Genomic DNA, 26,572 nt, shown 5'->3' with positions numbered 1-26,572 from the left:
ATGGCCCGCCCGCGACGCACCCGCGCTGAGGAGACCAGCGCCGACGAGGCGAAGCGGATGCAGCGGGCGCGGCGCTTCCTCGGCGTGTTCCGGCTGCTGATCGCGGCCCTCGAGATCGTCGCCCTCATCGGCAACTTCCAGTACGTGCTCGGCTTCCGGCTCTTCGCGACCGCGAACTTCTTCAGCTACTTCACCGTGCAGTCGGCCTTCGCCGCGGTCGCGACGCTCGCGATCGCGGCGGCGTTCGCCCTGTTCGCGCCGCGCGACCCCGAGTGGCTCGGCGTCCTCCGCACGATGGTCACGGTGTACGTGCTCATCTCGGGCATCGTGTTCGCCGTCATCGTCGCGCAGGCCTCGACCCGCGACTACCGCATGGAGGTGCCGTGGTCGGACACGGTGCTGCACTTCGTCGTGCCGGCGCTCGCCCTCACGGCGTGGACGGTCGATGCGGTCATGGCAGTGAATCCGCGCGTGCCGTGGTCGACCGTCGGCTGGGTGCTCGTCTTCCCGTCGATCTGGCTCGTCTATACGCTGTTCCGCGGTGCGGACGTCGGGTGGTATCCGTACTTCTTCCTCGACGAGGCGCAGGTGGGCGGCGCGGTCGGCGTCGCGCTCTACTGCCTGCTCGTGCTCGTGATCTTCGTCACGCTCACGGCGGGCCTCGTCGGGCTCAACCGGGCGCTGTGGCGAAGGGCGCGAGCGCGCCCAGCACCTCTTCCTGAAACGACGGATCGTCAAGCCCCTCGAGTCGAGTCGCCTGCACTGCGGCGATGAGGCCGAGGAGGATCGGCTCGCCGGTCGTGAGGCCGATGTCGATCCAGGCGGCGACGGGGGAGGCATCGCCGACGACGGTGAGCACGTTGGGGGTGGCGAGGGCATCGGGGTCGGCCTGGTCGTCGCTGTCGGGGGCGGCGTCCTCGGAGCCATCCGTCGGGCCCGCGGCATCCGCTCGCCAGAACGCCTCGTCGAAGCGCAGCCACACCGTGTCGACCACGCCGATGCCGAGCAGTGAGATCGCGCGCTGGTGCATGAGCGGCAGCGCCGGCTTGAAGCGCACGGTGTCGGTCTTCAGCACGCCGAGCGGAATCGTGACGACGGCGCGGTCGGCGGTGAGCGACTCACCCGAGTCGAGCCGCAGACTGACCCGGCGCTCGGTGACGGCGATGTTCGTCACGACGCTCGACACGGCGATCTCGAGCGGTTCGGCGAGCGCGTCGATGAGGTCGGAAAGCCGGCCGGTCACGAGGTCGCCGAGCTGATCGGCGCGGTTCGCGTCGTACTGCCCGGCGGAGATCGCGGAGGTGATGGCGCCGGTCGACGGAGCGACCTCGCTGGTGATCGTGTGGGCGAGCCAATCGGCGGGGCTCACGCCCGTCGCGTCGGGCACCGCCGACAGCGGCGTGGCGCCCGAGCCGGTCAGCGCCGTCGCGAGCGAGACATCGTGCGGCTGCGTCGCCGCCCACTCCTGCGCGGTCTCGACGGCGTCGGGGCCGGTCGTCGGGATCGGCAACTGCAGGCCCGCCGGCGTCGTCGCCGAGACCTCTGCGGTGAACGGCTCGGTGTCGACGGATGCCTCGTGCAGCATGTCGATCAGTTCGTCGTCGTCGCCCGTGAACACGCTGCCGAGCTCGACGGGGGCGTCGAACCCGGTGGCATCCGTGCTGTGAATGCGTCCGCCCAGGCGGTCGCGAGCCTCGAGCACGACGACCTCGAAGCCTGCGTCGACGAGGTCGCGCGCCGCCGTCAATCCCGCGAGTCCGGCGCCGACGACGACCACGCGCTCGCCGGCCGAGCCGAGCCGGGCGATGTCGGCGGCGGCACGGATGCCGGAGGCCCGGGCGCCCGCGAGCGTGCCGGGCCGATCAGGGTCGGTGGCCTCGCCGGCGATGACGAGGCGCTCCGCGACCGGTTCGGCGAGCGCCCGGCGCAGCTCGGGCGTGCTGCCGACCGAGTCGAAGCTGAACGCGCCGCGCGAGAACGGCTCGGCGCCCCAGCGGGAGCGCCGGAGCGCAGTCGGCAGCGGCACGCCGTTCGTCGGCGTGGGCGGCGCAGTGGTGGGCGTCGTCGTCGTCGGCAGCGGGCTGGGGCTCGGCTCGGGCCAGGTGCAGCTCGCGAGGGCGATCGCCGCGACGCCCGAGAGCGAGGCGGCGATGAAGGTTCGCCGGCCGATGCCGCCGGGCGCCCCCCGTGAGTCCATGGGATTCAGGCTAGCCGACGGCCTTGTGGGCGGAGGTGCCGGGCGCCGGGTCGGTTCCGCCCTGAAACGACGCGATGCAGGGGATTCCCGGACATGGGAGCTGGTGAGCCCCTGTGCCGCAGAATCCCCTGCATCGTGCAGGGCGCGTGAGCGTGCGTCAGACGACGTAGCCGTCGGCGATCGTCAGCGCCTCATCGATGATGTCGAGCCCGCGAACGAGCTCGTCCTCGGTGATGACGAGCGGCGGTGCGACGTGCATCCGGTTGAAGTGGATGAACGGCCAGAGGCCCGCCTGCTTGCAGGCGGCGGCGACGGCCGCCATCGGCGCGGCATCCGCCCCGCCCGCGTTGAAGGGCACGAGGGGCTCGCGCGAGGCAGGGTCGCGCACGAGCTCGATCGCCCAGAACAGGCCGGCACCGCGGATCTCGCCGACCGACGGGTGCTTCGCCGCGATCTCGCGAAGACGCGGCTCGACGACGCGCGAGCCGAGGTCGCGCACGCGCTCGAGGATGCCGTCGCGCTCGAACACCTCGAACGTCGCGACGCCGGCGGCGCACGCGAGCGGGTGGCCCGAGTACGTGAGCCCGCCCGCGAAGGCGACCGTGTCGAAGTGCGAGGCGATCTTCTGCGAGATGACCACGCCGCCGAGCGGCACGTAGCCCGAGTTCACGCCCTTCGCGAAGGTGATGAGGTCGGGCACGACGTCGAACGCGTTGACCGCGAACCACTCGCCGATGCGGCCGAAGCCGACCATGACCTCGTCGGCGATGTAGACGATGCCGTACGTGTCGCACAATGCACGAACACCCCGCAGGTAGCCCGGCGGCGGCACGAGCACGCCGTTGGTGCCGACGATCGTCTCGATGATGATCGCGGCGATCGTGCTGGCGCCCTCGAGCACGATGAGCTGCTCGAGGTGGGCGAGCGCGCGCTCGGCCTCCTGCTCGGGGGTCTCCGAGTGGAACGACGAACGGTACGCGTACGGGCCCATGAAGTGAGCGACGCTGCCGTCACTCGGCTCGTTCGCCCAGCGGCGCGGGTCGCCCGTGAGCGAGATCGCGGTCGCGGTGCCGCCGTGGTAGCTGCGGTACATCGAGAGCACCTTGCGGCGACCGGTGACGGCGCGGGCCATGCGCACGGCGTACTCGTTGGCGTCGGCGCCGCCGTTGGTGAAGAACACCTTGTCGAGGTCGCCCGGGGCGACCTCGACGATGCGACGAGCGAGTTCGCTACGCACATCCGAGGCCATCGACGGCTGGATGGTCGCGAGGCGACCCGCCTGCTGCTGGATCGCGGCGACGAGGTCGGGGTGCTGGTGTCCGAGGTTCAGGTTCACGAGCTGCGACGAGAAGTCGAGGTAGGCGTTGCCCTGGTAGTCCCAGAAGGTCGAGCCCTCGCCCGCGGCGATGGGCAGCGGGTCGATGAGCGCCTGCGCGCTCCAGGAGTGGAACACGTGCGTGCGGTCCTCGGCGCGCACCTGCGCCTCGGCTGCGGCGTCGGGCAGCGGATGCACCGTGCCGAAGCGGTCGGTGTAGACCGCTTCGGTCTCGGCGGTGATGGTGTCGGTCATGCGGTTGCTCCTCAGCGCGAAACGATCAGTGGTTCTGGGGGAAGCCCAGGTTGATGCCGCCGTGGGCTGCGTCGTTGCGAGTGGCCGGGTCGATCCAGCGGGCGGTCACGGCCTTCTCGCGGGTGAAGAAGTCGAAGCCGTGGGTGCCGTAGGCCTTCGCGTCGCCGAACAGCGACTGCTTCCAGCCACCGAAGGAGTGGTACGCGACGGGCACCGGGATCGGCACGTTGATGCCGATCATGCCGACCTGCACCTCGTTCTGGAACCGGCGTGCAGCACCGCCGTCGTTGGTGAAGATCGCGGTGCCGTTGCCGAACTGGCCCGAGTTGATGAGGTCGAGACCCTCGTCGTACGTGGCGACGCGGACGATCGAGAGCACCGGGCCGAAGATCTCCTCGGTGTACGCCCGCGAAGTGGTGGGCACGTCGTCGATCAGGGTCGGGCCGAAGAAGAAGCCCTCTTCATGCCCGTCGACGGTGAAACCGCGGCCGTCGACCACGATCTTCGCCCCGTCGCTCTCGGCGATGTCGACGTAGGAGGACACCTTGTCGCGGTGCACCCCGGTGATGAGCGGGCCCATGTCGGGCTCACTGAGCGTGCCGTCGCCGGCATCGATGCCTGCGCCGTTGCCGATCTTCAGCTTCGCGATGCGCTCGCTGATCTTGGTGATCAGCTCGTCTGCCACGGGCTCGACGGCCAGCACGACCGAGATCGCCATGCAGCGCTCGCCGGCGGCACCGTACCCGGCGTTCACGGCCTGGTCGGCGACGAGGTCGAGGTCGGCGTCGGGCAGTACGAGCATGTGGTTCTTGGCGCCGCCGAGGGCCTGCACCCGCTTGCCGTGCTTCGACGCGGTCTCGTAGATGTACTGGGCGATCGGGGTGGAGCCGACGAACGAGATCGACTGCACGACCGGGGAGGTGAGGAGTCCGTCGACGGCGAGCTTGTCGCCCTGCAGCACGGTGAAGACGCCGTCGGGCAGGCCGGCCTCGGCCCAGAGCTGTGCGATCCAGAGCGCGGCCGAAGGGTCCTTCTCGCTCGGCTTCAGGATCACGGCGTTGCCCGCGGCGATCGCGATCGGGAAGAACCACATCGGAACCATGGCCGGGAAGTTGAACGGGCTGATGATGCCGACCACGCCGAGCGGCTGCTTCAGCGAGTAGACGTCGATGCCGGTCGAGACGTTCTCGGAGTAGGCGCCCTTGATCAGGTGCGGGAAACCGGTGGCGAGTTCGACGACCTCCTGGCCGCGCAGGATCTCGCCCATCGCGTCGGAGACGACCTTGCCGTGCTCGGCGGTGATGATCGCGGCGAGCTCGCCCTTGCGCGAGTTCAGCAGCTCGCGGAAGGCGAACAGCACGCCCTGCCGCTTCGCGATCGAGAAGCTGCTCCACACCGCGAACCCGGCCTGCGCCGACGCGATCGCCGCGTCGATCTCCGTCTGGTCGGCGAGCGCGACCTCGGCCTGCACGGCGCCGGTCGCGGGGTTGTAGACCGGAGCGGTGCGGCCCGACGTCGATGCGCGAAGCGCACCGTCGACCCAGTGGCCGATCAGTGGCACGTCGGGTGCCGATGCCGGCGAAGAGGCGGTCTCGGTGATGCTCATTGGCGGTTCCTTCGGTTGGGCGGCGGTCGGTTCTCGCCGAAGCCGGACAGACTGGCCGACGTCGACTATGCTTCGTATTCCCAGTGTGACAGAGGAAGAATGGTGCATCCGGTGGCAGATCGTCGCGAAGATGAGGCGATTCAGACGAACCGTCCGGTGCTCGATCCGGCCGACGACGGGTTGCCGACCGTGCGCGAGATCCTCACGATTCCTGCGGTCGCGCAGGGGATCCCCGAAGTGCTCTCGGGCGGTGACGCGCTCGACGCGCACGTGCGCTGGGCGCACGTCTCCGACAGTGCGGGCGTTGCCCGACTCCTGAACGGCGGGGAGCTGCTGCTCTCGACCGGATCCGGGTGGCCGACCGACCCCCGCGAGCTCGCGGCCTTCATCGCCGGTCTCGTCGACGTCGGTGTCGCGGGCCTCGTGCTCGAGCTCGGCGTGCACTACCGCTACGTGCCGGCCGTGGTCGAGGCGGCCGCTCGCGAGCACGGACTCGCCCTCGTCGCCCTGCACCGCGAGGTGAAGTTCGTCGCCCTGACCGAGGCGGTGCACAGTCGCATCATCTCGGTGCAGACCGCCGCGCTCCGGGCCCGAGACGAGGTGCGCGAGCGGTTCACCGCGCTCGCCCTCCGCGGATCGCCGCCCGACTTCATCGTGCAGCAGCTCGCCCAGACGCTCGGCGCCGCGGTCGTGCTCGAGAACCTCGCCCACGAGGTCGTCGCTGCCGAGGTGCCGCTCGCCGCCGAGGTCGAGCTCTTCACCCGCTGGGAGACCCGGTCGAGGGCGGCGCATCGCCGTCACGACGAGCAGCGGCGCCTCGGCGGCTCGGGCGCGGGCGCCGCCGCCGCCGCTGACGAGTGGTTGATCGTGCCGGTCGAGGCACGCGGCATCCGTTGGGGTCATCTCATCGCGCTGCCGGGGCCGGCGCATCCGGCGGGCAGCATCAGTGTGCTCGAGCAGGGCGCGATCGCACTCGCCCTCGGGCGGCTCGCCGACGGCGCCGCCGACGAGTGGGTGCGCATCGGGCGTCAGCGACTCGTCGACGGCCTGCTCGACGGGCGGTTCGCCGGACTGCCCGCAGCATCCGCGCGCATCGAGGCCGCGGGCCTTCCGCTCGAAGGAGCGCGACTCTTCGGCGTCGTGATCACCGGCGGCGTCATCACGGCTTCGGTAGCGGATGCCGCGGCTCGCGACCTCGGCGGGCGGGCGCTCGCCGGGGCGGCTCCCGAGGGTGCTGCGACACCCTCGGCGACGATCGTGCTGCTGTCGCTGCCGGCGTCTCGCAGCTTCGACGATGCCGCAGTGCGAGCCTTCGCGGCCGCACTCGCCGCCGGCGACGCGGCGGTGCTCGATCGGCTCGTGCTCGCGGTCGGCTCCGAGGCGAGCGGTCTCGACGCGCTGCTGGGTTCGGTGCAGGAGGCCATCGACCTGGCCCGTGGACCCGCGCCCCGATCTGCGCGCGGACCGATCGTGCGACGCTCCGACGACCGCCCGCTCATGCGCCTCGTGACCGCGCTCCGTGACGACCACCGGCTGCTCGAGCACGGCGAGCGCATGCTCGAGCCGCTGATCGACTACGACCTCGCGCGCAAGGGCGACCTGCTCGACGTGCTCGGCGCGGTGCTCGCGCATCCGGGCAACCGCACGGCCGCGGCATCCGCTTCGCATCTCTCGCGTTCGGTGTTCTATCAGCGGCTCGCACTCATCGGCGACCTGCTCGGCGTCGACCTCGACGACGGTGAGACGCTGACGGCGTTGCACCTGGCTCTGCTCGTGCGGCGGAGCGTCGTGCGCTGAGCGGATTCCGGAGCGGATGGAATCTTCGTTCTACTTGCTATTGACAAGTGCACTTGCAAAGAGCAAGCTAGTGGCGAAGCATCCGGTACCACCGACGATCCCATGGAGGCGATCATGACCGCGACCAGCATTTTCGTGAACCTGCCCACGACCGACCTCGAGCGCTCCAAGAGCTTCTACGAGGCGCTCGGGTTCAGCATCAACCCGAACTTCACCGACGAGAACGCCGCCTGCGTCGTGCTCGACGAGAACATCTACTTCATGGTGCTCACGCGCGAGTACCTCGGCACCTTCACCGACAAGCAGATCATCGACCCGAAGACGCACGCGCAGACGAGCATCGCGTTCACCCGCGACTCGCGCGACGAGGTCGACGCGGTGCTCGCCACGGGGCTCGCCGCCGGCGGCACCGAGCCGCGCGAGGCGCAGGACTACGGCTTCATGTACTCGCGCGACCTCGAAGACCCCGACGGCAACATCCTCGGGTTCCTCTACATGGACCCGTCGGCTGCAGAGCAGGGGCCCGACGCCCACTTGGCCGAGCAGGGCGCCGTTGCGCCGTCGGCCACGGCCTGACGCGCGACCGCATGGCGACACGCGGGGTGCGCGGCTTCGGCCAGTACGACGGAGTGGCTCGTGCTCTCGAGCGGGTCGGGGATCGATGGGCGCTGCTCATCGTCCGCGACCTGCTCGTGGGGCCGCGCCGCTACGGCGACCTGAAGGCGGGTCTGCCGCGCATCCCGACCAACATCCTGAGCGACCGGCTCAAAGAGCTGCAGGAGTCGGGCGTCGTGCGGCGCGTGCCGACCGTGCGCGGCGGGTACGAGCTGACCCCGCTCGGGCGTGAGCTCGAACCGGTCGTCATCGCCCTCGCGCGCTGGGGCTGGTCGGTGCTCGGCGAGCCCGCAGAGGGCGAGACGGTCACGCACGACGCGCTCGTGGTCGGCTTGCGCGCCGCATTCCGAGCGGATGCCGCGGCGTCGCTCCCACCCACCGAGTACGTGCTGCACGTGGGCGAAGTCTCGGTGTCCGCAATCGTCGTCGGCGCCACGCTCGACGTCGTGCCGGTCGGGCCCGGTGCGCTGCAGCAACCGCGACGGCGGTCGGCCTTCGAGCCGGTGCCGTCGGCCGTGCTCGAGCTGCAGGTCGAACCGGCAGCGCTCCGTGGAGTGCTCGCCGGCGACTCGGCGAGTGCGGGCGCGGGTGTCGGCGCAGTCGTGCTCGCCGGCGACGCGGAACTGCTCGCGCGATTCGGGCTCACGTTTCGCATCGAACCGGCGGGGCCCGCCGGCGACGCGGCCGCAGCGGCGGCGTAGAACCACGCCACCGCGGCTACTTCGCGACGAACGACAGACGTCGGTTGGCGAACTCGCCGATGCCGACCGGGCCCATCTCGCGCCCGAACCCCGAGCGCTTCACGCCGCCGAAGGGCAGCTCGGCCGCCTCGGCCGCGATGATGTTCACGTGCGTCATGCCGACCTCGAGCCGAGAGGCGACGCGGGCCGCGCGTGCCTCGTCGGTCGAGAACACCGAGCCGCCGAGGCCGAGGTCGCAGTCGTTCGCGAGTTCGAGCGCCTCCTCGTCGCTGTGCACGCGGTAGACGGTGGCGACCGGGCCGAAGATCTCCTCGCGGTACGACTCGGAGTCGCGGGGCACTCCGGTGAGCACGGCGGGGGAGAAGTACGCACCGGGGCCGTCGGACAGCACGCCGCCCGCCTCGAGGGACGCGCCGGCGGCGACGGCCTTCTGCACCTGGGCGTTCACGGTCTCGGCGGCCGCGCGCGACGACATCGGTACGAACTGCCCCTCGCCGAGGTTCAGCTGGTCGCCCGGCTCGAGCCCATCGGCGAGACGGCGGAGCTCGGCGACGAACTCGTCGTAGATGTCGTCCATCACGATCAGGCGCTTGTTCGAGTTGCACACCTGGCCGCCGTTGTAGACGCGGAAGTCCCAGGCCGCCTTCGCGACGCTCGCCACGTCGTCGGCGTCGAGCACGACCATCGGGTCGATGCCGCCGAGCTCGAGCACGCACTTCTTGAGGTGCTGCCCGGCCTGCGCGCCGATGATGGCGCCCGCGCGCTCGGAGCCGGTGAGCGAGACGCCCTGCACACGGGGATCGGCGATCATCGTCGCGATCTGGTCGTGCGAGGCGAAGACGTTCTGGTAGCCGCCGACCGGGATTCCGGCCTCCTCCATGATCTCCTGCACCGCGAGCGCCGAGCGCGCGCAGATGTCGGCGTGCTTCAGGATGATCGTGTTGCCGAGCACGAGGTTGGGCGCCGCGAACCGGGCCACCTGGTAGTACGGGAAGTTCCACGGCATGACGCCGAGCAGGGCGCCGACGGGCAGGTGCTCGATGGTCGCCTTGCCGGGGATCGTGCTCGGGATCTCCTGGTCGGTGATCAGACCCGGGCCGTAGACGGCGTAGTAGTCGATGATCGAGGCGGCGAACTCGACCTCGTCGGCCGACTCGGCGAGCGACTTGCCCATCTCGACGGCGATGAGCCGCGCGAGTTCGTCCTTGCGCTCGATGAACAGCTCCGCCACTCGCTTGACCGCCGCTGCGCGCTCCTGCACGCTGCGATCGCGCCACTCGCGGTACGCGGCATCCGCCGTCGCGAGGGTCTGCTCGATCTCCACGTCGGTCGCCACGTCGAACGACTCGACGAGCTCGCCGGTCGCGGGGTTCTGAACTCGGTACTTCGCCATTGCCTGATCCCTTTCGGTTGCGCCTCAGCGCGAGATGAACACCTTGCGCAGCGTCTCGCGCACGGTCCAGATCGTCTTCATGCCCGCCTCGAGTCGCACGACGGCGCCCGGGGCCAGGATGATCGGGTCGAGGTGACCGCGCCCGGTCGGCGCCGTCTCGAACTCGACGGTGGCGGCGCCCGACAGCACGACGAAGACCTCGTCGACCTCGACGTCGCGCATCGCGCCGGGCGTCATCTCCCACACGCCGATCTCGCCGGCATCCGACGAGTCGAGGGCGACGTATCCGGTCGCGGGCGCGCCCGCGACGACCTGGTCGGCCGGCACGGGTTCGTGGTCGAGCACGAGCCCCGCGGCATCCGTCAACGCGCCGGCCAGCAGGCGCAGGTCGTCGCTCATGAGTCGAACCCGAGGCCCAGTGCGTCGAGGGTCTTCAGCAGGATGTTGCGCTTGCCGCGGTTGTGGTCGGCACGGTCGAGCGACCAGCGGGTCGCGTTGATGCCCATCGACGCGGCCGGCTCGGGCGGGAAGGGCAACGGGCGCTTCCGCACCATCTCGAGCTGCGTGCGCTCGTTGTCGCGGCCCTCGAGCAGGTCGAGCATGACCTCGGCCGCGAAGCGGGTCGAGCCGACGCCGAGGCCGGTGAAGCCGGCGGCGTACGCGACACGGTTGTCGCGCGCGGTGCCGAAGAACGCCGTGAACTGGGTGCTCGTGTCGATCGCGCCCGCCCACTGGTGGCTGAACTGCAGGCCCTCGAGCTGGGGGAAGGTCGTGAAGAAGTGGCTCGCGAGCTTCTGCCAGCTCTCGGGCCGGTTCTCGTACTCCGAGCGCACCTTGCGGCCGTAGTTGTAGATCGCGTCGTAGCCGCCGAAGAGGATGCGGTTGTCCTTCGAGAGCCGGTAGTAGTGGAACTGGTTGGCCATGTCGCCGATGCCCTGGCGATCCTTCCAGCCGATGTCGGCGAGCTGTTGCTCCGACAGGGGCTCGGTCATGAGCACGTAGTCGTAGACCGGCACCGTCATGAGCCGGTTGCGCTTCAGGAGCGAGGGGAAGACGTTCGTCGCGAGCACGGCGTGCGCGGCGTCGACGTGGCCGCCCTCGGTGATCACCGAGACGGCACCGGTCGAGCCGGGAGTGTCGATGCGCTTGACGGGGGAGTGCTCGAAGATCTCGACACCGAGCTCTTCGGCGACGCGGGCGAGCTCGGACGCGAGTCGTGCCGGGTGCACCATCGCGTTCGTGCGCTGCTCCCAGATGCCGGCCAGGTAGGTCGGCGAGGCGACCGAGGCCTGCATCGCCTCCTGGTCGAGGAAGACGACGCCTTCTTCACCGTGCTTCACGGCCTCGGCGTGCCAGTCGCGCAGCCACTCGACCTGGTGCTCCTCGATCGCGGGCGCGAGCATGCCGGTGCGCTCGAAGTGGAAGTCCATGCCGTACTCGGCCTCTGCGGCCTCGATCGCGTCGAGGTTCTCCATGCCGAGGCGGTGCAGCGTCGGCATCTCCTTCGGCCAGCGAGCCTGGCCGTTCTCGTCGCCGTGGGTAAGGCTCGCCTCGCAGAACCCGCCGTTCCGACCGGATGCCGCCCAGCCGATGCTCTTCGCCTCGACGAGCACGATGTGCGCCCCGGGGTTGCGGTGCTTCGCGAGCACCGCCGACCAGAGGCCCGTGTACCCGCCGCCGACGATCACGAGGTCGGCGACGTGGTCGCCCGTGAGCTTCGGTCGACCGCCGACAGCCCCCTCGGGCAGGTCGTCGAGCCAGAACACCGACCGGGCGGTGTTCTCGAGCGAACGGGCGATGACGGATGCCGGCGGCTTCTGTCGTTCGAAGACGGTGGTGCCCACGGGTATCACTCCGATGCGGTTGTGGTGCTTCCATCCTTCCGCGGGGGTTGCGCGTGCGCCAGTTCGGCGTGTCTCGACATCGGTTCGCGGCCGGACAGGTTGCCCGCTCCTCGACCGGCTCAGCTCGGGGAGTGCGCCTCCAGGAACTGGTACACCTCGGTCTGGTCGACGCCGGGGAACGTGCCGGTCGGCAATGCCGCGAGCAGGCTCGTCGGGGTGCGCGCGGCGGGCCACGAGGCATCCGCCCATCGATCGGCGAGCCCGGTCGGCGCCTGGCAGCATGCGGGGTCGGGGCATCGCGAAACCGCACGATGCGGTGTCTCTCGCCCGCGGAACCACTTCACGTGCTCGAACGGCACGCCGACCGAGACCGAGTACTCGCCCTCTTTCGCCTTCTCGATGCGCGAGGTGCACCAGAAGGTGCCCGACGGGGTGTCGGTGTACTGGTACCAAGGGCTGAAGCGGTCCTCGACGTCGAAGACGGTGCGGGCCGTCCAGTTGCGGCACATCGTCGTTCCCTCGATCGCGCCGAGCGCATCGCTCGGGAACCGCACACGGTCGTTCTCGTAGGCCTTGATGATCGTGCCCGACTCGTGCACCTTCGTGAAGTGCACGGGGATGCCGAGCCGAGCGGTCGCGAGATTGGTGAACCGGTGCGCTGCGGTCTCGTACGAGACGGCGAAGGCGTCGCGCAGCTCCTCCATCGAGATGCGACGCAGGTTCTTCGCCTCGGTGAGGAAGCGCACGGCGGCCTGCTCGGGCAGCAGGATCGCGGCGGTCAGGTAGTTCGTCTCGATGCGCTGGCGCAGGAAGTCGGCGTAGCCGCGGGGCTCCTCGTGACCGAGCAGGTGGCTCGCGAGCGCCTGCAGGATCGGGGAGCGCGAGTCGCGCGACGGCGACTGCTGCGTCGGCAGGTAGATGCGGCCGTTGCGCTTGTCGGTCACCGAGCGCGTGGAGTGCGGCAGGTCGCCCACGTAGTGCAACGAGTAGCCGAGGTGGCTCGCCATGTCGGCGACCAGCTGGTGCGAGACCGGGCCGCCCGTGTGGCCGACCGCTTCGAGCAGCTCGGCGGCCTTCGCCTCGAGCTCGGGGTAGAAGTTGTCGCGGGCCCGCATCTCGTCGCGCAGCTGGGCGTTCGCGCGGCGCGCCTCTTCAGGAGTGGCCGCGCGCTCGCGGTGCAGTCGGTCGATCTCGTTGTGCAGGCTCAGGATCGTCTGCAGGGTCTGGTCGTTCATGCCCTTCGCCACGCGGAACGACGGCAGGCCGAGCGCCGCGAACACCGGCCCGCGCTGAGCGCGTTCGACGGCGATCTCGAGAGCCGCGCGCTCAGAAGGGGCATCCGCTCGGAGCAGTTCATCGACGCTCGTACCGAGGGCGAGAGCGATCGTGCGCAGCATCGAGAGCCGCGGCTCGCGCTTGCCGTTCTCGATGGCGGAGACCTGCGACGGTGCACGGTCGATCGCGGCGGCGAGCTCGCCGAGGGTCATGCCGCGAGCCGTTCGGCGGTCGCGGATGCGGCGGCCGAGCGTGAGCGCGTCGACCTCGTCGGCGCTCGACTCGGCGAGGTCGGGGGAGGGGTTCGCGCTGCGATCCGCGGTGATCATGCCTTCGATGGTGACACGGGCGATCGGATGCCGCAAACGGAAAAACCGCGAAAGTTCCGCCATTCGCCGGCGGTTTCGCGGATTCAGCCTCGGCCACGTCGATTCTGACGGTGAAAGACCGAGATTCTGCGACGGATGCGGCTCAGGCAGACGGACTCAACCGCGGTTTCAACTCGTTCGCGAAGAAGTCCATGAACCCGTCTGGATCGGGCCCGTTGTTCGACAGCACGACGTGGTCGTAGCCGACCTCCTCGTACCCGCGGATCGCGTCGAGGTGCTTCGCGACATCGGGGCCGCAGGGCATCGCGCTCGCCACATCCTCAGGCCTGACGACTTGCGCTGCCGCCTCGAAGTTGGCGGGATTCGGGAGCTCGCTCATGACCTTCCAGCCGGTGAGCGACCAGCGGCTCGTCTCGAAGGCCGACCGGACCGCCGCCTCCTCGGTCTCCGCCCACGCGAGACCCACCTCGCCGTACCTCGGCCCACTGCCGCCGGCCGCACGGTACGCCTCCAGCAGCGCCGACTTCGGCTCCGTGCCGAACAGGCCGTCGCCGAGTTCGGCGGCGATCTCTGCGGCGTCAGGTCCGCCTGCCGCCACCGCGATGGCGGGAAGCGGGTCGGGAAGGTCGAAGACGCGGGCGTCCTCGAGATCGAGGTACTCGCCTCGGTAGGATCGGTATCCGCCCGACCACAGCAGGCGGATGATCTCGATCGCTTCACGCAGCATGTCCTGCCGCTCGGCCACCGCCGGGAAGCCGCGCCCCACGACGTGTTCGTTCAGGCGCTCGCCGGAACCGAGGCCGAGTGTGAACCGGCCGTCGGAGAGGAGCCCGAGCGTAGCGGCCGCCTGGGCGACGATCGCCGGGTGGTAGCGCACGGTCGGGCACGTGACCCCGGTCGCGAGCCCGAGCCGCGTCGTCTTCGCCGCGATCGAACCGAGCACGCTCCACGCGAAGGGCGAGTGCCCCTGAGAGTCGAGCCAGGGGTGGAAGTGGTCGCTGATCTCGACGAAGTCGAATCCGCTCCGCTCTGCGAGCTCGGCCTGGCGAACCAGTTCTGCCGGAGCGAAGCCTTCTGCAGACAGCTTGTATCCGTATCGAATCATCGCTTCTCCTCGCTGGACGCTGCGCTGTCGAGCCGGCGCGCGCGACCCTGCCGTCGATGTGGGCGACGCTACGCGGGCGCGGGACTGCCTGGAAGGCGGTTGCGCCCGGCACCGGCAGCGACGACAATGCGTCGGCCGCGCCGCGCCGCGCCCGGCCGACCCGAACACGATCGCGCGGTCGCCTGCGTTATACGCCGCGGGGGTCGGCCGCGCAAGTCCCTTCTCGTGAGAGGACCACCGATCTAACGTTGCGCGCATCAGCCGGTGTCGACCCCGTCACCCCTTCCGATGCCGGCCCACCCGACGGCCCGAACCGACGCCGAACCGGCATCGATCGACGCTGCACCGACACCACGGAAGCGAGAGCAAGATGACCGAGAACACCCCATCCCAGCACTCGGACGGCTCGGAGGCGATCCGCTCCACGAGTGATGTCGACGCCGGTGCCGGAAGGAGCCCCGGAGGCGGTTCCGACACGAGCCGTGGCTACTCGGGAGCGGCCACCACCGGTTCTGACGGCTCGACTGCCGCGGGCACGTCGTCGTCGCTTGCCGACGATGCAGCTTCGGTCGTCTCCGATGCCGGCGACGCAGGCCACCACGTGGCCGACGTCGCCAAGGAGGAAGGCAAGGCCGTCGTCGAGGAGACCGCGGAGCAGGCTCGCCGCCTCGCCGACGATGTCACCACCGAGTTGCGCGAGCAAGCGTCGTTGCAGCAGAAGCGGGTGGCGGGCGGCCTTCGCACCGCGGGAGCACAGTTCACGCAGATGGCCGAAGACTCCAGCGAGCCGGGCTACGCCACCGACCTCGTGCGGCAAGCGGGCCGGCGGGCCGACGACGTCGCCCGATGGCTCGATGCACGCGACCCCGGTTCCCTCGTACAGGAAGCGAAGTCGTTCGCCCGCCGGCGACCGGGAGCCTTCCTCGCGATCGCGGTCGGAGCCGGCGTCATCGTCGGACGGTTGACGCGGGCGCTCGCGACGCCGCCCGAGCATGGGTCCGCTGCGTCGGCGTCACGAACGGCCGGCTCGGGTGCACCGGGTTCGGGCGCGGCGCCCGCCGCCACACCGGGAGCTCGAACGCTCGGCTCGGACCAGGCCGAACCGGTGGGTGCACCTTCGGTCGGCGCAACTGGAGGAGGCGGGCACGATGACCGATGAACGTCGCATCGGCGCGCACGATGCGCGGTTGGGCTCGGCCGATCCGAGAGCGGGCGAGCCTGCGGCATCCGCCGATCTGCCCTCATCGTCGCCCACGCCCTCCGAAGTGCACGCTGAGACGACCTCGCTCGGCGATCTGTTCGCTGAGATCAGCCGCGACGTCTCCCTGCTCATGCGGCAGGAGGTCGAACTGGCCAAGGCTGAGATCTCGCGGTCGGCGAAGCGGGCCGGCAAGGGTGCCGGCATGTACGGCGGCGCCGGCATCGCCGGGTTGCTCGCGGTGCTGTTCCTCTCGATCGCGCTCTGGTGGGGACTCGGCTACTGGATCGGCAACGCCTGGTCGGCCGTCGTCGTCGCCGCCATCTGGGCCGTCGTGGCCGTCGTGCTGGTGGTCGTCGGCAAGAAGGAGTTCGACAGCGTCGAGGGCATCCCCGAGACCGTCGAGAGCGTCAAGAAGATACCCGAGACGCTGAGGAGAAATGAGGAGAACCGATGAGCGACCCCGAACTGATCCGCTCGGACATCGAGCGGACGCGACGAGAACTCGGCAGCGACGTCGATGCGCTCGCCGACAAGGTGAATCCGGCGAAGATGGCCCACCGCCAGGGCGACCGGATGCGAAACGCGATCGGCCGACTGACCGACCGGGTCATGGGCACGGCATCCGACGTGGTCGACTCGGCCGAGTCGGCGGTCGACTCGGCCGGCGAGGCCGTGGCCGGAGCGCCGCGGAAGGTCGCGTCGGCCACCCAGGGCAACCCCATCGCCGTCGGCCTCATCGCCTTCGGTGTCGGATGGCTCGCCTCCTCCCTCATCCCGGCATCGAAGCCCGAGCGGGACCTCGCGGAGAAGGCGAAGGAGGCAGCGGCCCCGCTCGTAGAGGAGGCGCGAGACATGGCCCAGGAGTCGGTCGAGCACTTGCGCGAACCGGCCATGGAAGGAGCCGAGGCCGTCAAGGAACGCGCGGCCGAGGCGGTCGAAGCCGTGCGTGACGAGGGAGCGTCAGCGGCCTCATCAGTGCAGGCCGAAGCCAAGCACGCCGCGGAGCGTCGCATGGAGTGAGCCGACGACGAGCGGATGACGCGACGGGCTCGGTGCCGGACCGGCATCGGGCCCGTCGTGGTCAGCCGAGCAGTTCGTCGACGCTGAGCACCTCGGCGTAGTTGCCATCGAGGGCGGCCATGAACGCCGCATGCACCTGCGCAGCGGGCACCGGAGTGTCGCCGAAGCTGAGGTCGGGAGCGGCGCACGCGTCGTGGGCGACCGTCACGGAGTACCCGGCGTCGGCGGCGGCGCGCACGGTCGCGTCGACGCACATGCTCGACATCATGCCGACGATGACGACGCCGTCGACGTCGGCTCCGGCCGCGCGGAGGTGCGTGTCGAGGTCGGTGCCGAGAAAGGCATTCGGGTTCGCCTTGACGACGACGGGCTCGCCGCCGATGGGCGCGACGAGCGGGTGGATCTCGGCGCCGTGCGTGCCTGGCGCGAAGAACGTCGCGTCGGGGGCATCCCAGACGTGCTGCACGTGCACGACGGGCTGGCCGTCTTCGCGGTGCGACGCCAGCAGGCGGGCGGCGTTGGCGGCGGCCGCATCCGGGCCGACCAGCGGGTGCGCGCCGCCCTCGAAGTAGTCGTTCTGGATGTCGATGATGACGAGTGTCCGGGTCACGCGAGTCACGCTAGCCGATTCGAGGAGAGCGTGGGCGTCCTGCCGACACGGCGTAGGCGGTTCTCGACGGCGTCAATGGGGAGCCCTCCCCATGTCGGGGGATTGCGGGGACTGGTTAGATGGCCGGGGGTCGGATCGACCCGCATTCGAGGGGGAACCATACAGATGACATCCACACGCCTGATCGCCGCCGGCTCGCTCGCCGTGCTGGCCCTGCTCTTCACCGGCTGCGCCGCCCAAGGCACCGCCGGCGGCGAGGACACGAAGGGCGCGACCTCTGCCGAGGCCACGAAGCCCGAGGCCGAGGCGCCGGCCGAGCAGACCAAGGACGAGGCATGCGAGGTCGTCAAGACCAGCATGGAGGAGCTCACCGGCCTGGCGAGCGTCGACACGAGCGACCCCGGGGCCGCGCTCGCCGCGTTCGATTCGGTGAAGGCCTCACTCACCGAGGCATCGGCCCAGATCTCGAACGAAGAGGTCGCGCCGCTGGCTGCGGGCGCAGCCGAAGCCGTGACCGCCTACTCCGAGACCATCGCGGCGATCTCGGCCGACCCGGCCAGCGCCGACATGACGAAGATCGGCGAGCAGGCCGGAGCGCTGCAGACGTCCATGACGGAACTGGTCACCGTCTGCTCGACCGTCGGCTGACGCTCGCGCTGATTGACGCAACAGGGGCGGAAGCATTGCTCCCGCCCCTGTTCTGTGCGCTCAGGCGTTGAGCGCCGCCGTCGGCGAGGTGCGAGCGGCTCGAGCCGCGGGCAGCGCACCGGCCACCGCGCCGACCACGACCGTCGCGACCACGCCAGCGGCGAGCACGGCGGGTGGCACCGCCACGAGCCATCCGTTCGCCCCGGCGACGACCGCAGTGATCGCCCAGCCGATCGCCGTGCCGGTGACGCCACCGTAGAGCGCGAGCAGCATCGCCTCGACGAGGAACTGCGAGCGGATGTGACCGCGCGTCGCGCCCAGCGAGCGGCGGAGCCCGATCTCCTGACGCCGCTCGAGCACCGTGATGACCATGGTGTTCGCCACGCCGATGCCGCCGACCAGCAGTGCGATGGAGCCCACGCCGACGAGCAGGCCCGTGAAGGCCTGGTCGATCGTGTTCTTCGCGGCGAGCGCATCGGAGGGCCGGCTCACCTTCACCTCGTGCGGCGACTCCGGATCGATCGTCGCGGGCAGGAGTTCCCGGACCTCGCCGACCAGGTCGTCGGCCGATCGTTCGTAGATGATCGTCGGTGAGCCCTCGAATCCCAGGAGCTCAGCCGCGATCGATTCGCCGACGATCGCGACGGAGTCGAGCTCGGGCGCGAGCGGGGAGCGATCGAGGATGCCGACGACCGTGAACTCCTCGCCGCCGAGCAGCACCTGGCTGCCGATGGTCACGATGCCGAGCCGTTCGGCGGCCTTCGCCCCGAGCACGACGACCGGGTAGCGCTCGTTCGCGCTGTTCAGCCACGCGCCGGCCGCGACGGTCGCACCCGTGGCGTCCAGCAGCTCGAGGTCGGCGGCGGCGACCGAGAGGCCGGCGGTCGCTCCGGGGTCGATGTGGGCGCTGCGGTACACGTTGACGCCGGAGAGCTTCGCCGTCCAGCTCGCCTGCTCGACGCCGGCGATGCGGCGCACGCGGTCGATCGCGTCGGCCGGCAGCTCCGTGTCCTCCCCGAAGAAGTCGGAGCCCGCCGACGCCGTCAGCAGGTTGGTGCCGAGCGACGCGAGGCGCTCCTTCACGAGCGCCTCGCTCGACGTGGAGATGCCGACGACCGCGATCATCGCGGCGATGCCGATCGCGATGCCGAGCGCCGAGAGGGCCGCGCGCAGCGGCCGCGCCCGCAGCCCGTGGAAGCCGAGACCGACGAGGTCGCCGGTGCGCAGGCGCGAACGGGCGCCGCTCACGACGCCGCTCCCACGAGACGGTCGGCGAAGCCCGGTGCAGCGTCTGGGCGCGAGTCGCCGACGAGCTCACCGTCGCGGATCGCGACCTGCCGCGGCATCCGCTCGGCGACCTGCGGGTCGTGCGTGATCACGACGACCGTCGTGCCCGCCGCGTTCAACTCGGCGAGGATCGAGACGACGCCGGCGCCCGAGCGGGTGTCGAGGGCCCCGGTCGGCTCGTCGGCGAGGATGAGCGGCGGCTCGCCGACGACGGCGCGCGCGATCGCGACGCGCTGGCGCTCGCCGCCCGACAGCTCCCGCGGGCGGTGACGCGCCCTCGCCGCGAGTCCGACGCGCTCGAGCGCGACGGTCGCTCGGGCGCGCCGCTCGCGCAGTGGCACACCGGTGTAAAGCAGCCCGGTCGCGACGTTGTCGAGTGCGCTGACGCCCTCGGCGAGGTGGTACTGCTGGAACACGAAGCCGATCGTGTAGGCACGCAGCGCCGAGAGCTCGGCATCGTTCATCGCTCCGGTGTCGTGTCCGGCGATGCGGATGTCACCGGAGCTCGGCCGGTCGAGCGTGCCCATCAGATTCAAGAGGGTCGACTTTCCTGAACCGCTCGGCCCCACGATGGCGAGCATCTCACCGCGCTCGACCTCGAGATCGACATGCCTGAGGGCGACGGTCGGCGGCGACCCGTACGAACGCGTCACCGCCGACATGCTGATCAGCGGGCCGCTCATTCCGGCACCACGACCTCGTCGCCGGCCTCGAGATCGCCACCGGTGACCTCGACCATGCCGTCGGCGAACGCGCCGAGTTCGATGACGACCTGCTCGACCTCGCCGTCGCGCACCACCTCGACGGACGAGCCGCCACCGGGCAGCGCGAGCAGCGCCACGACGGGCACGACGAGTGCGTCCTCCCGTTTCACGGCCGTGATCTCGCCGCTCACCGTCACCTGGTCGAGGCCGTCGGCGGCTGCCGCGTCGTCGAGCGTGATCGTCACGGGCAGTTTGAGCTTCGAGCCGCCCTGGCCGTCGTCCTGTTCGACGGGCGCGCCGACGGCGGTCACGGTGCCGGTCGTCGCCCGGCCGCCGGGAAGGGTGAGCTGCACGACGGTGCCGACGACCGCGATCTCCTTCAGGTTCGGGGCGAGGAACGCGCTCACGCGCTTCTCGGTGCCCGAGACCGTGATGACCGCGCCGCCGGCGGGGTCGCCGATCGAGGCCTTCCGCGCCGCGACGCGCATCGGCGCCGGCGCGAAGACGATGCGGCCTGGCTCGATCGCACCGGTCTCCTCGAGTCCGAGCGACTCCTGCCACTGCTCGATGGCCGACGCCGTCGACGCCGCGAACTCCTGGTCGGGTTCGCGGTCGAAGAAGCCGAGCGCGGCGAGGTTCTGCTCGAGCTGCAGCACGTCGGGGCCGTCGTCCATGCCCGCGGCGAACCCACGCCACATGGGCAGCTCGCCGAGGAGCAGCACGACCGGCTGGTCGTCGACGCGGAAGAGCGTGCTGCCGCGGTCGAGCGCGGTGCCAGGCTCGGGCAGCCACGTGACGGTGCCGCCGAGCCCGGTGCCGAGTTCGCGGGCATCGCCGTAGCCGAGCTTGCCGCTCAGGCGCACTCGCTCGGTCAGGTCGCCGCGTCCGACCGTCGCCGTTGCGAGATCGGTGTCGCCGCCGCCGCCGCGGCTGCTGCCGCCATCGGACGCGGAGGCCTCGGGGCGCGTCAGGGCGAACGTCGTCGCCGCGAGGCCGATCACGGCGAGACACGCCCCGGCGATGAGCCATGGGGTGCGGCGCCGCGGCGGGCGAACGCGAGCCGCGGCATCCGGTGCCTCATCGACGCCATGCACGGTGTCGACCGGCTGCTCGCTCGTCGGGTGCTCTGCGCCGGTCATTCGCTCGACTCCGTGACCTGCATGTCGGGGAATCCGGCCTCCTCGTTGCAGGCCTCCATCACGGCCGGGTCGATGTCGTCGGCGGGCATCGCCTGCATCGCGACCACTCCGCCGTCGTTCGAGATCTCGGGGTCGGGGTAGTCGTAACCGGCCTCGCGCATGCACGCGGCGAAGGCGAGCATCGCCTCGTTCATCTCGTCGGCATCGGGCATGCCGGGCGGCACGGGCGGTTCGCCGACTTCGTCGATGCACTTCTCGTGCGCCGCCTCCATCGCCTCGAGGTCGACCTCACCGGGGTCGACGGGGTCGGGCTGGTGGACCTCGACGTCGCCGCTGGGAGCGCCGCTGCTCGCGCTCCCGCTCGCATCGGCGAAGGTCATGCTCATGTCGACGCCTTCGCCCTTCATGCAGGCGGTGAAGTCGATCGACCAGTCTTCGTAGGCCGCGTCCGAATCGCCCGAGGCGAGCTCGGGCGTGTCCGCGGTGTCAGGGGCGCACGCCGTGAGAGCGGCGAGCAGCAGGCCGATGCCCGCGAGCGCGAGGCCCGTTCGAGCACGGTGCGGGGTGCGTGTGGTCATGTGCGGAGTTTCCTTTCGATCGCGCCGAGTGGACGCGATACCCAGCACACTCACAGCGCGGTCGTAGGGGAGTAAAAGGCAGCGCTGACGTTTTCCTTACCTTCGGCGGGGTTCACTGGTGATCCGGATGCCGCAATCGAAAGGGGCCGGGACGTGCGCGTGTTGATCGTGGAGGACGAGCCCTACCTCGCCGAAGCCGTACGCGCGGGCCTCGCGCTCGAGGCGATCGCAGCGGATGTCACCGCCGACGGCGAGGCCGCCCTCTTCAACGTCGACGTCAACGACTACGACGTGGTGCTGCTCGACCGCGACCTCCCCGTCATGCACGGCGACGACGTGTGCCGTGCGCTCGCCTCCCGGGAGCATCGGCCCGCGATCCTCATGCTCACGGCGGCACGACGCACCGGCGACAAGGTCGGCGGGCTCGAACTCGGCGCCGACGACTACCTTGCGAAGCCGTTCGAGTTCCCCGAACTCGTGGCGCGGGTTCGCGCGCTCGGTCGACGTCGGTTCACCGCGCTGCCGCCGCAGCTCGAGGCCGCCGGCGTCACCCTCGACCCGTTTCGGCGCGAGGTCTTCCGCGAGGGGAGATTCGTCCGGCTCAGCAGGAAGGAGTTCTCGGTGCTCGAGGTGCTGATGCGCGCCGGCGGCGGCGTGGTGAGCGCTGAGACGCTGCTCGAGAAGGCGTGGGACGAGAACGCGAACCCGTTCACGAACTCGGTCAAGGTGACGATCTCGACCCTGCGGCGAAAGCTGGGCGAGCCGTGGATGATCCGCACCGACCCGGGTGCCGGCTACGCGATCGACGTCGCCCGTGGCTGACTTCGTGGGTGACCCCGCGGCATCCGTGCCCCGAGCGTTCCGCCTCACCGTGCGCGCTCGGCTCGCCCTGACCTACGCGGTGCTCCTCACCGTCGCCGGCGCCGTGCTGCTCGCGATCATCGCGTTCTTCGTCGGGCTCGTTCCGACCTACGAATTCGCCGAGGCCGTGCCGCTGACGGCGGCGACAGCGCCGGACTCTCTGTACGCGGTGCCCGGGGCGACGAGCGGGGCGGTGTCGTCCGGCGAGGCGGTGTACGGCGATATGGCATCGGGGTACTGGCAGCCGAGCTACGACCCCGGTCTCCTCGCCGCGACGAGCACCACCGCGGTCACCGTGAGTTCGCGCGCCGACATCCTGCAGCTGCTGCTTTGGGTCTCCGCGGCGGCGCTCGCACTGCTCGCGGCGGGCGGCGCCTGGGCCGGCTGGTTCGTCGCCGGGCGCATGCTTCGCCCCCTTCAGCAGGTCAACAGTGCGGCGCACCTCGCAGCGAACGGCCACCTCGACCACCGCATCTCGCTCGCCGGGCCGCGCGACGAGATCACGGACCTCGCCGACACCTTCGACGACATGCTCGGGGCGCTCGAACGCTCGGCGCATGCCGATCGACGGTTCGCCGCGAACGCGTCGCACGAACTCAGGACCCCGCTCGCGACGACACGCACCATGCTCGATGTGGCGATCACGTCGCGCGCGGCCGGCGATTCACGACTGCTCGAACGGCTGCGCGAGATGAACGAACGCAGCATCGCCACCGTCGAAGCCCTGCTCGACCTCGCCGAGGTGGAATCGACGAAGACGGGGGCGATCGGGCCGGTCGATCTCGCCGTCGTCGCGGCGTCGATCATCGACGAGGTGCAGGGGGAGGCCGAGGAGGCAGGGGTGAGCCCGTCGCCGTCGATGTCGTCGTCGCTCGCGCCGGTGATCGTCGAGGGCGACGACGTGCTGCTGCGGCAGCTCGTGGCGAACCTCGTGCAGAACGCGATCCGCCACAACGAGCCCGGCGGGTTCGTGACGGTGAAGACGGATGCCGCGGGCTCCACCTCGTCGCTCGTCGTCGAGAACGGCGGGCCAGAGCTCGACGCCGCGACGGTCGCGACCCTCACCGCGCCCTTCACCCGTGGCGGCGGACGCACGCGCGACGCATCCGATCGCGGCCGCGGTCTCGGACTCTCGATCGTGGCGGCCATCGCCGCTCGCCACGATGCGGTGCTCGAGCTCTCGCCGCGGGCCGGCGGCGGTCTGCGCGCCTCGGTGCGCTTCCCGCGCTGAGCCTGCCCCGCACCCCCACCCCTCACCTCGCCGCACGCTCGTCGAGACGACGCAAGTTGTCGGAACTATCTGCGCATACCGGCACGTAGCGTCCGCTCGCGAGGCGCGTGAGGGGGTGATGAAGCCTCCCCAGGGCATCAGCACGTCGAATGACTCACAGTTCGGTTGCCTGCACGACCCCGGAGCGCGGCAGCCCCGCATGATGTGCGTATGCGTCGGCCAACCCCGCTTCCTCGTGCCCTGACGAACGCTCCCTTCACGGTCCGAGCCGCACTCGAGGCCGGTGCGACGACACGCCGCGTGCGATCGATCGAGCTCGTCACGCCGTTCCGAGGTGTTCGCTCCTCCCCGCGAGATGCCGACTCGCTCCTCGGGCGGTGCCGCGCGTACGCGACGATCATGCCGCCGGGCCACGTCTTCTCGGGGCGCACCGCTGCAGCGCTCTGCGGCATCCCCCTCCCAGCCGCGATCGAACGAGACCTCAGGGTGGAGGTGACCGCGCTCGACGGTCAGCGAGCGCCCCGCGGCCGAGGTGTCATCGGCAGGAGCACGCAGCTGAACCCCCGACTGCTACGCGTCGCAGGGCTGCGCGGCAGGCTGATGACGGCTCCGGCCGATGCATGGTGCGAGCTGGCCGGCGTGCTCTCGCTCGACGACCTCATCGCGGCGGGCGATCGTCTGCTCGGACTGCCGCGACCACTTGCCACGGCCGCCGAGGTCGACGCCGCCATCGCGCGCCACGGGCGGCGGCGCGGGGTGACCCGCCTCCGTCTGGCGCGGGCCCAGATGCGCCCGAACGTGTACTCCCGCCGCGAGACCTTCATGCGGCTGCTGCTCGTGCGCGCCGGCCTGCCCGAGCCCGAGCCGAACGGCGTCATCGTGCTCCGGTCGGGTCGACGTACTCGCGGCGACCTGGTCTTCCGTGCATACCGTGTGCTCGTCGAATACGACGGAGAGCAGCATCTCCTCGACACCGAGCAATGGGCGACGGATGTCTCGAGGCTGAACGACCTCGCAGAAGACGACTGGCGAGTCATCCGCATCACGAAGCGGATGCCGCGCGCCGAGGTCGTCGCCCGCGCCGAGCGAGCGCTGCGCGACCGTGGCTGGCGAGGCTGACCGACCCCGCCCGCCCGCCCCGCGCCGCGCGCGCCCGCGCAGGGGTTCGAGAGGACGCATCTTGTCGGAACGACGCCGCGGTTCCGACAAGATGCGTCCTCTCGGCGCTGGGAGGAGGGGTGCTGAGGGAGGGGTGCTGGGAGGGAGGGGTGGGTGCTGGGAAGAGGGGTGCTGAGGGAGGGGTGCTGGAAAGGGAGGGGCAGGTAGGAGATGGGCGTGGGGGGAGGGAGAGCGCGGAACTTCTGGGGCGCAGAAGAACGCCGAATGTTCACCCCCTCAATCGTCGAGTGGGCCCCTCCGAGCGAGCGCAGAGTTGATGCACAGCCACCCCGACGGCACCGAGTGAGACGCCGAAGGGAGCACCACGAAGCATCCGCCCGCTGCACCGAAGGAGCAACACCATGAGCACGAACCGCCCCGGCGACCAGACCCAGTCCGCAGCCGAGCTGCAGCTCGAGTGGGACGCGAACCCGCGGTGGGACGACATCAGCCGCGACTACACCGCGGAAGACGTCATCGCCCTCCGCGGCCCGGTCCGCGAGGAGCGCACGCTCGCAAAGCGCGGCGCCGAGAAGCTCTGGCAGGACATCCAGCGCAACACCGGCACGGCGTTCGCACCCCAGGAGGACCCGCAGTGGTCGGCCGCACTCGGAGCCCTCACCGGCAACCAGGCCGTGCAGCAGGTTCGCGCGGGCCTGAAGGCGATTTACCTGAGCGGCTGGCAGGTCGCGGCCGACGCGAACCTCAGCGGCCAGACGTACCCTGACCAGTCCCTCTACCCCGCGAACTCGGTGCCGGCCGTCGTGCGCCGCATCAACAACGCGCTGCTCCGCGCCGGCCAGATCGAGCAGGGCACCGACGACCGCGACTGGATGGCGCCGATCGTCGCCGACGCCGAGGCCGGTTTCGGCGGCCCGCTGAACGCCTACGAGCTCATGCACCAGATGATCGAGGCCGGAGCAGCCGGCGTGCACTGGGAGGACCAGCTCGCGAGCGAGAAGAAGTGCGGCCACATGGGCGGCAAGGTCCTGGTTCCCACGAGCCAGCACATCCGCACGATCAACGCCGCGCGCCTCGCAGCGGATGTCGCGGGCGTGCCGTCGATCATCATCGCCCGCACCGACGCCCTCGCCGCGACCCTCCTCACGAGCGACCACGATGAGCGCGACCGGCAGTTCGTCACCGGCGAGCGCACGGCCGAAGGTTTCTACGAGGTGCAGAACGGCATCGAGCCGGTCATCGCCCGCGGTCTCGCCTACGCCGAGTACGCCGACCTGCTCTGGGTCGAGTCGGCCGAGCCCGACCTCGACCTCGCACGCCGCTTCGCCGAAGCCGTGCACGCGAAGTTCCCGGGAAAGCGCCTCAGCTACAACTGCTCGCCCTCGTTCAACTGGAAGCGCCACCTCGACGACGACCAGATCGCGAAGTTCCAGCGCGAGCTCGCGTCGATGGGCTACGCGTTCCAGTTCATCACCCTCGCGGGCTTCCATTCCCTGAACCACGGCATGTTCACGCTCGCGAAGGACTACAGCGAGCGCCACATGTCGGCCTACGTCGAGCTCCAGGAGGCGGAATTCGCCTCGGAGGCATCCGGATACACCGCCACGCGCCACCAGCGCGAGGTGGGCACCGGCTACTTCGACCAGATCGCCACCGCGCTGAACCCCAACAGCGCAACCCTCGCCCTCGTCGGATCGACCGAGGAAGAACAGTTCAACCACTGACCCGTTCGCGGGCTTACT

The 26,572-nt window shown here is 70.5% G+C and carries 25 protein-coding genes; 12 read left to right on the top strand and 13 right to left on the bottom strand.

All coding sequences use genetic code 11. The features are described 5' to 3' along the window. A complete protein-coding gene (locus VPH61_RS02180) occupies positions 1 to 774 on the top strand; it encodes a Pr6Pr family membrane protein (protein ID WP_332061882.1) in 774 nt (257 codons plus the stop codon). On the opposite strand, the gene VPH61_RS02175 is transcribed toward VPH61_RS02180, so the two are convergent. The 3 genes from VPH61_RS02175 to VPH61_RS02165 all read right to left on the bottom strand — a co-directional run bounded on the left by VPH61_RS02175 (position 671) and on the right by VPH61_RS02165 (position 5,373). Continuing rightward, positions 671 to 2,197 carry a flavin monoamine oxidase family protein gene (locus VPH61_RS02175; protein WP_332061881.1) on the bottom strand — a complete coding sequence of 509 codons (1,527 nt, stop codon included), beginning with the start codon at positions 2,195 to 2,197 and terminating at the stop codon, positions 671 to 673. The genes VPH61_RS02180 and VPH61_RS02175 overlap by 104 nt on opposite strands. A gap of 157 nt (positions 2,198 to 2,354) precedes the next feature. After that, a complete protein-coding gene (locus VPH61_RS02170) occupies positions 2,355 to 3,767 on the bottom strand; it encodes an aspartate aminotransferase family protein (RefSeq protein ID WP_332061880.1) in 1,413 nt (470 codons plus the stop codon). 25 nt (positions 3,768 to 3,792) lie between these two features. Continuing rightward, the gene (locus tag VPH61_RS02165; protein WP_332061879.1) at positions 3,793 to 5,373 is read right to left on the bottom strand and encodes a CoA-acylating methylmalonate-semialdehyde dehydrogenase; all 1,581 of its coding nucleotides are present in this window, start codon (positions 5,371 to 5,373) and stop codon (positions 3,793 to 3,795) included. A gap of 111 nt (positions 5,374 to 5,484) precedes the next feature. Here VPH61_RS02165 and VPH61_RS02160 point away from each other — a divergent pair, with 111 nt between their 5' ends. From VPH61_RS02160 to VPH61_RS02150, 3 genes are all read left to right on the top strand, one after another. Next, a complete protein-coding gene (locus VPH61_RS02160; protein WP_332061878.1) occupies positions 5,485 to 7,170 on the top strand; it encodes a PucR family transcriptional regulator in 1,686 nt (561 codons plus the stop codon). Between the two features lie 114 nt (positions 7,171 to 7,284). After that, entirely contained in the window at positions 7,285 to 7,746 is a 462-nt protein-coding gene (locus VPH61_RS02155; protein WP_332061877.1) for a VOC family protein, read from the top strand. An 11-nt stretch (positions 7,747 to 7,757) separates the two neighbouring features. Then, the gene (locus VPH61_RS02150) at positions 7,758 to 8,486 is read left to right on the top strand and encodes a winged helix-turn-helix transcriptional regulator (protein ID WP_332061876.1); all 729 of its coding nucleotides are present in this window, start codon (positions 7,758 to 7,760) and stop codon (positions 8,484 to 8,486) included. Between the two features lie 16 nt (positions 8,487 to 8,502). On the opposite strand, the gene VPH61_RS02145 is transcribed toward VPH61_RS02150, so the two are convergent. From VPH61_RS02145 to VPH61_RS02125, 5 genes are all read right to left on the bottom strand, one after another. Then, positions 8,503 to 9,879, bottom strand: a complete 1,377-nt coding sequence (locus tag VPH61_RS02145; RefSeq protein WP_332061875.1) for an NAD-dependent succinate-semialdehyde dehydrogenase — start codon at positions 9,877 to 9,879, stop codon at positions 8,503 to 8,505. 24 nt (positions 9,880 to 9,903) lie between these two features. Further along, on the bottom strand, positions 9,904 to 10,278 hold the full coding sequence (locus VPH61_RS02140) for a cupin domain-containing protein (RefSeq protein ID WP_332061874.1): 375 nt from the start codon (positions 10,276 to 10,278) through the stop codon (positions 9,904 to 9,906). Beyond that, positions 10,275 to 11,723 carry an NAD(P)/FAD-dependent oxidoreductase gene (locus VPH61_RS02135; RefSeq protein ID WP_332061873.1) on the bottom strand — a complete coding sequence of 483 codons (1,449 nt, stop codon included), beginning with the start codon at positions 11,721 to 11,723 and terminating at the stop codon, positions 10,275 to 10,277. The genes VPH61_RS02140 and VPH61_RS02135 overlap by 4 nt, the downstream gene beginning before the upstream one ends. Before the next feature lie 119 nt (positions 11,724 to 11,842). After that, positions 11,843 to 13,327, bottom strand: coding sequence for a helix-turn-helix domain-containing protein (locus VPH61_RS02130; RefSeq protein WP_332061872.1), 1,485 nt, complete (start codon positions 13,325 to 13,327; stop codon positions 11,843 to 11,845). A gap of 142 nt (positions 13,328 to 13,469) precedes the next feature. Beyond that, the gene (locus VPH61_RS02125) at positions 13,470 to 14,432 is read right to left on the bottom strand and encodes a TIGR03557 family F420-dependent LLM class oxidoreductase (RefSeq protein ID WP_332061871.1); all 963 of its coding nucleotides are present in this window, start codon (positions 14,430 to 14,432) and stop codon (positions 13,470 to 13,472) included. Positions 14,433 to 14,802: 370 nt separating this feature from the next. On the opposite strand from VPH61_RS02125, the gene VPH61_RS02120 reads away from it, so the two are divergent. The 3 genes from VPH61_RS02120 to VPH61_RS02110 are packed head-to-tail and all read left to right on the top strand — an operon-like array spanning position 14,803 to position 16,653. Then, entirely contained in the window at positions 14,803 to 15,591 is a 789-nt protein-coding gene (locus tag VPH61_RS02120; RefSeq protein WP_332061870.1) for a hypothetical protein, read from the top strand. Next, positions 15,581 to 16,087 (top strand): phage holin family protein, encoded by a 507-nt coding sequence (locus VPH61_RS02115; RefSeq protein ID WP_332061869.1) that lies wholly within the window; start codon positions 15,581 to 15,583, stop codon positions 16,085 to 16,087. Before VPH61_RS02120 ends, VPH61_RS02115 begins: the two co-directional genes overlap by 11 nt. Then, positions 16,084 to 16,653, top strand: a complete 570-nt coding sequence (locus VPH61_RS02110; RefSeq protein ID WP_332061868.1) for a DUF3618 domain-containing protein — start codon at positions 16,084 to 16,086, stop codon at positions 16,651 to 16,653. The genes VPH61_RS02115 and VPH61_RS02110 overlap by 4 nt, the downstream gene beginning before the upstream one ends. 61 nt (positions 16,654 to 16,714) lie before the next feature. Here VPH61_RS02110 and VPH61_RS02105 read toward each other — a convergent pair whose 3' ends face one another. Further along, positions 16,715 to 17,263: a cysteine hydrolase family protein gene (locus VPH61_RS02105; RefSeq protein ID WP_332061867.1), complete on the bottom strand. Its 549-nt coding sequence runs from the start codon at positions 17,261 to 17,263 to the stop codon at positions 16,715 to 16,717. Between the two features lie 165 nt (positions 17,264 to 17,428). On the opposite strand from VPH61_RS02105, the gene VPH61_RS02100 reads away from it, so the two are divergent. Beyond that, entirely contained in the window at positions 17,429 to 17,911 is a 483-nt protein-coding gene (locus VPH61_RS02100) for a hypothetical protein (RefSeq protein WP_332061866.1), read from the top strand. A gap of 60 nt (positions 17,912 to 17,971) precedes the next feature. Here the strand turns inward: VPH61_RS02100 and VPH61_RS02095 are convergent, their stop codons facing one another. The 4 genes from VPH61_RS02095 to VPH61_RS02080 are packed head-to-tail and all read right to left on the bottom strand — an operon-like array spanning position 17,972 to position 21,619. Next, a complete protein-coding gene (locus VPH61_RS02095; RefSeq protein WP_332061865.1) occupies positions 17,972 to 19,159 on the bottom strand; it encodes an ABC transporter permease in 1,188 nt (395 codons plus the stop codon). Next, positions 19,156 to 19,881 (bottom strand): ABC transporter ATP-binding protein, encoded by a 726-nt coding sequence (locus VPH61_RS02090; protein ID WP_332061864.1) that lies wholly within the window; start codon positions 19,879 to 19,881, stop codon positions 19,156 to 19,158. Before VPH61_RS02090 ends, VPH61_RS02095 begins: the two co-directional genes overlap by 4 nt. Then, complete coding sequence (locus tag VPH61_RS02085; RefSeq protein WP_332061863.1) at positions 19,878 to 21,041, bottom strand: peptidoglycan-binding domain-containing protein; 1,164 nt, start codon at positions 21,039 to 21,041, stop codon at positions 19,878 to 19,880. Before VPH61_RS02085 ends, VPH61_RS02090 begins: the two co-directional genes overlap by 4 nt. Beyond that, the gene (locus tag VPH61_RS02080) at positions 21,038 to 21,619 is read right to left on the bottom strand and encodes a hypothetical protein (RefSeq protein ID WP_332061862.1); all 582 of its coding nucleotides are present in this window, start codon (positions 21,617 to 21,619) and stop codon (positions 21,038 to 21,040) included. Before VPH61_RS02080 ends, VPH61_RS02085 begins: the two co-directional genes overlap by 4 nt. A 153-nt stretch (positions 21,620 to 21,772) precedes the next feature. Here VPH61_RS02080 and VPH61_RS02075 point away from each other — a divergent pair, with 153 nt between their 5' ends. From VPH61_RS02075 to aceA, 4 genes are all read left to right on the top strand, one after another. After that, positions 21,773 to 22,441, top strand: coding sequence for a response regulator transcription factor (locus VPH61_RS02075; protein WP_332061861.1), 669 nt, complete (start codon positions 21,773 to 21,775; stop codon positions 22,439 to 22,441). Next, complete coding sequence (locus VPH61_RS02070; RefSeq protein WP_332061860.1) at positions 22,434 to 23,711, top strand: sensor histidine kinase; 1,278 nt, start codon at positions 22,434 to 22,436, stop codon at positions 23,709 to 23,711. The genes VPH61_RS02075 and VPH61_RS02070 overlap by 8 nt, the downstream gene beginning before the upstream one ends. A 399-nt stretch (positions 23,712 to 24,110) precedes the next feature. Next, on the top strand, positions 24,111 to 24,830 hold the full coding sequence (locus VPH61_RS02065; RefSeq protein ID WP_332061859.1) for a hypothetical protein: 720 nt from the start codon (positions 24,111 to 24,113) through the stop codon (positions 24,828 to 24,830). Positions 24,831 to 25,231: 401 nt separating this feature from the next. Further along, positions 25,232 to 26,554: an isocitrate lyase gene (gene aceA, locus VPH61_RS02060; RefSeq protein ID WP_332061858.1), complete on the top strand. Its 1,323-nt coding sequence runs from the start codon at positions 25,232 to 25,234 to the stop codon at positions 26,552 to 26,554. The last annotated feature ends 18 nt before the right edge of the window (positions 26,555 to 26,572 follow it).

Source organism: Agromyces sp. CCNWLW203, assembly GCF_036576125.1.
GTDB lineage: Bacteria > Actinomycetota > Actinomycetes > Actinomycetales > Microbacteriaceae > Agromyces.
Note: the sequence above shows the minus strand (reverse complement) of the source record. Positions and strands in the feature narration are given on the sequence as shown.